We start from the raw sequence: 4,621 nt of genomic DNA on the forward strand, positions 1-4,621 counted from the left end.
CTTGCCAGTATGCTTTTTTATAATTAGTGATAGAGACTAATTATAAATAGTGTAGGTAAATTCTAAGTTGTAAATACAAGTTGCATCCTACAAATTAATAATAGCATATCAATTATTTTTATCAATGATACACCAAAAGAAATTTATTTTTAATATTTTATAATAAATGAAATTTATAGTGTTTTATAATTTGAATAATAAATACATAGTTATGATATCATTAAATAACTAATCTAATTGGAATCATTCCGCTTTAGATTGTTTTGAGAAATAATTAAGAACGATTGTATAAATCGTAATGCCAATATCCATGATTCAATACTTTAGATAATGATTACCGAACTGTAGAAAAAATAACTTTAAATAAATACTACTAAAATTAGAATGCATGGGCATATGTAAACGAGTTAAGGTATATATTAAAACTTTAAATAATCTGTATTTTGTTAAAAAGCTTAAATTGAAGATATTCATATAAAAATGCAGATTTCTACAATTTAGTTTACATAATATATATTATAGGAAGTTATGTATATAACAATTAGGGGACCTATTCTATTTTAATGACACTGCAATGATATATTTTAGTTATCATTCTTTGGTTAACATTGATCTATCTAAAATGATTGACTTAGTTATAATTTGTTAGGATAAAAATCATATACATAATATATGATGTATCAAACACTAATATGAATTTAGTGTTTGATATTTATGACAGAATTTATTTTGATAATTAATATAGTAATGAATCAATTATTGAATGCTTAGCTAGTTTACATAATGCAAGATACCATATGAATTTGCAGATAAATAATTTATATCTTTTGTTCTACCTTATCAATTTAAAGATTATCGGTGATATTGGAACCATTATTTCTAATAACAATTATTTCAAAGAAAGACTTTAATATCATAAAAAGTGATCCATTCTTATAAGTTTGACTATCGTCTCGTCTATTAAGACGATTTTACTAAATATACCTTTCCAGTATTATGAGCAACATACCCCTTTTAAAATCATCAAATAAGTCAATAAGGCTACTTATTTTAAGTCTAATATACATGTTAAAGAAATCACCAACAATATAAAAGGAATATGTAATATTTTAGGTAAAATAAGATAATAAAATGTAAATATTTAATTGATAATGATTATCATTTTCTATTATAATACTTTCTAGGAGGTTAGAAAATGCAAAAATCATTTAAATATATTCTATTAATTTTATCAGTTATTTTAATCTTATCAGCATGTGATAAGCAATCGGATTCAAATTCTTCATCTAGTAAAGATACCATTACAGTAAAAAATACATATGAATTTAAGGATAAGAATCATACACATAGTAGAGGCAAAAATAAAACAGAAACAGTTAAAGTACCAGTTAATCCGAAACGTGTAGCAGTACTAGATTATGGCGCGTTAGATATTATGCAGCAAATGGGACTTCAAGACAAAATAGTTTCTATTGCTAAAGGACAAGGTGCTTCATTTTTGCCTTCTTCCCTTTCGGAATTTAAAAACAGTAAATATACAAATCTAGGCAATCCAGGAAGACCTAATTATGATGAATTAGCTAAATCAAAACCTAATGTTATCTTTGCTTCATTTAGACAAGCACATACGAAAACAATAGATGAAATGAAAAAAGCGGCGCCTAATGCTAAGATTTTATTTGTTAGTCCCGATAATGATAATTATATTTCATCAATTAAAGAACATACGACATTGTTTGGTAAAATTTTCAAAAAAGAAGAAAAAGCAAAAGCACTTAATCATAAATTAAGTGAAGAAGTGAAAGAGGCTAAAAAAGTAATTAATAAAGATACCGTATTACTTTTAAATGTTGATGATAAAGGCATTAGTGCCTTCGGACCAACTGGTAGATTTGGAGGCTTCTTAAATAAAGATTTAGGAATTAACCACGCTGATCCTAAAATGAAAGCAAATTCAGCTGGTAATATAGTTACTAATGAGTATTTAAATAAAATTAATCCTGATAAATTGTTTGTAATTAATCGAACTAAAAATGCGGATGACAAAACGTTACCTTCTGCTTTGAATAATCAAGTGATAAAAGATATGAAAGCAATAAAAAATCACCAAGTCTATCAATTTGAAGCTAATGCTTGGTATTTTAGTGAAGGTGGCATTGAAACAACTATTCATCAATTAAACAAAATTGAAAAAGCCTTTAAAAAATAATCCTTTTATACACTATTAAAAATATAAATGGGAGTGGGATAACGAATTCAAAATGAATTCTATCCTACTCCCTTATATTTATCTTCTATCACGACGACGATACATGTACTCGTCGTTATCATATTTTTTCATCTCTTTTTCCAATTGCTTTTCTTTACGTTCTCGGCGCCATCCTCTTGTAAAATACCATAAAAGGAAACTAATCATTAAACTGATAATGGCAAGAAAAGCGGCATAGCCTAATAAAGGCTGGAACGTTATATTATAAAAATTAGGAATAAAGAAAGCTAATACTGCTAAAACAACGAAGGTAATTACTGCTGCTGAAAACCATTTTTTCAGTACCAATGTACAAAAGACAGTTAATACCATCATTGCTAGGATTGTGATCCAAAGATAATTTGGCATATCAAATATCGTCATAAAAAACGCCTCAACTTTTATATTTTATAATATGTAATATACAATACTTTTATAAATAATTATACCTTCTTAATTATTAAAATGACTCAGACTAAAGGCTTAAAACTGAGTTTACAAATAATATTATGTATAATATATATGAGAATAACTATTTAGGAGTGAATAAAATGAACACAGGCTTACCACTCAGAAAACATGTTCCAGATAATGAAAAATGGAATTTAGAAGATTTATTTACGAATGATGAAGCATTTTATAATACTTTAAATGATGTATTAGAGAAATCCGCTCAATTTAATCAAAAATATAAAAATAATTTATCAGAAACTAAAATTATTCTAGATGCACTTAAAGAATATGAAGACTTACTTATACAATTTGATCGATTAGGTAATTATGCTGAACTTAGATTAAGTGTTGATACTACAAATGAATTAGCGCAAACATTAAATGCCAAACTATCAACATCTTATGGTAAGATATCTAGTTTATTATCATTTGTTGAATCTGAAATAATGATACTCTCTGATGATAAATTAAAAGAGCTAAAAGAGCAGTTCAATAGTCCTCATTATCTAGAAAAATTAATAAAACGTAAACCTTATCAATTATCTTCAGAAGTTGAAGAAGTGCTTGCCAGTTTGTCGCCTACTTTTCAAAGTGCTTATGAACTCTATGGAACAACTAAAATGCTTGATATTGCGTTTGAATCGTTTGAACATAATCATGAAATGTATCCTTTAGATTATGCAACTTTTGAAAATGAGTATGAAGACAGTTCAGATCCAGAGTTTAGACGTAAAAGTTTCGAAGCTTTTAGTAATGCATTGCGTAAATATCAACACACAACAGCTGCAACATATAATCAACATGTACAACAAGAAAAAATTGAGGCTAATTTAAGAGGCTATGATTCTGTTATAGATTATTTACTACAAGAACAAGAAGTTACACGTGAAATGTATGATAGACAAATTGATGTCATCATGAGTGATTTAGCACCTGTGATGCAAAAATATGCTAAAATACTGCAAAGAATTCATAACTTAGATAAAATGCGATTTGAAGATTTAAAAATATCAGTTGATCCTAGTTATGAACCAGATATTTCAATAGAAGACTCAAAACAATATATTCACGGTGCTTTAGGTGTTTTAGGCGATGACTATATTAAAATGGTTGATAATGCTTATAATCATCAATGGATTGATTTTGCTCAAAATAAAGGTAAAGATACTGGTGCGTATTGTGCTAGCCCTTATTTTACGCATTCATATGTATTTATTTCATGGACAGGTAAAATGGCAGAAACTTTCGTATTAGCGCATGAATTGGGTCACGCTGGTCATTTTACATTGTCACAAAAACATCAACATTTATTAGATTCAGAAGCATCTATGTATTTTGTAGAAGCACCTTCTACAATGAATGAAATGCTGATGGCAAACTACTTATTTAGTAATAGTAATGATGCACGGTTTAAACGATGGGTGATTGGCTCAATTATATCTCGCACATATTATCATAATATGGTCACGCATTTACTGGAAGCAGCATATCAAAGAGAAGTATACAAAAAAGTTGATAACGGTGAATCTTTAACAGCACCCGTTCTTAATAAGTTAATGAGAAACGTTTATGAACAATTCTTTGGTGATGCGGTTGAACTTACTGATGGAATGGAATTAACTTGGATGAGACAACCACATTATTATATGGGATTATATTCATATACGTATTCAGCTGGATTAACTATTGGCACAGTGGTCTCTCAAAAAATTAAAAAAGAAGGACAAAAAGCAGTCGATGCATGGTTAGAAACGTTAAAAGCTGGAGGAAGTAAAAATCCAGTTGAACTTGCAAAAGTAGCAGGCGTTGATATAACAACAAATGCCCCACTTAAATCTACTATTGCGTATATTTCAGAATTAGTAGATGAAGTAGAAATACTTACAAATGAAATCGAACATAATTAATGTATTATAAAGG

Annotated in this window: 3 protein-coding genes; 2 read left to right on the forward strand and 1 reads right to left on the reverse strand. The window is 28.0% G+C overall.

Going from position 1 to position 4,621, the window contains the following annotated elements; all coding sequences use genetic code 11:
* Positions 1 to 1,195 precede the first annotated feature (1,195 nt).
* Complete coding sequence (locus NR218_RS12420; protein WP_017174695.1) at positions 1,196 to 2,209, forward strand: siderophore ABC transporter substrate-binding protein; 1,014 nt, start codon at positions 1,196 to 1,198, stop codon at positions 2,207 to 2,209.
* 78 nt (positions 2,210 to 2,287) lie between these two features.
* Here NR218_RS12420 and NR218_RS12425 read toward each other — a convergent pair whose 3' ends face one another.
* Entirely contained in the window at positions 2,288 to 2,632 is a 345-nt protein-coding gene (locus tag NR218_RS12425) for a membrane protein (RefSeq protein ID WP_017174696.1), read from the reverse strand.
* A gap of 167 nt (positions 2,633 to 2,799) precedes the next feature.
* Here NR218_RS12425 and pepF point away from each other — a divergent pair, with 167 nt between their 5' ends.
* On the forward strand, positions 2,800 to 4,608 hold the full coding sequence (gene pepF / locus NR218_RS12430; protein WP_145441713.1) for an oligoendopeptidase F: 1,809 nt from the start codon (positions 2,800 to 2,802) through the stop codon (positions 4,606 to 4,608).
* Positions 4,609 to 4,621 lie beyond the last annotated feature (13 nt).

Source organism: Staphylococcus sp. SUC_1.2 (genome assembly GCF_026222585.1).

What these genes read in the sequence shown, in the direction of transcription:
- pepF (WP_145441713.1), top strand. Translation starts at nt 2,800, where the DNA reads ATGAACACAGGCTTACCACTCAGAAAACATGTTCCAGATAATGAAAAA.
- NR218_RS12425 (WP_017174696.1), bottom strand. Translation starts at nt 2,632, where the DNA reads ATGACGATATTTGATATGCCAAATTATCTTTGGATCACAATCCTAGCA.
- NR218_RS12420 (WP_017174695.1), top strand. Translation starts at nt 1,196, where the DNA reads ATGCAAAAATCATTTAAATATATTCTATTAATTTTATCAGTTATTTTA.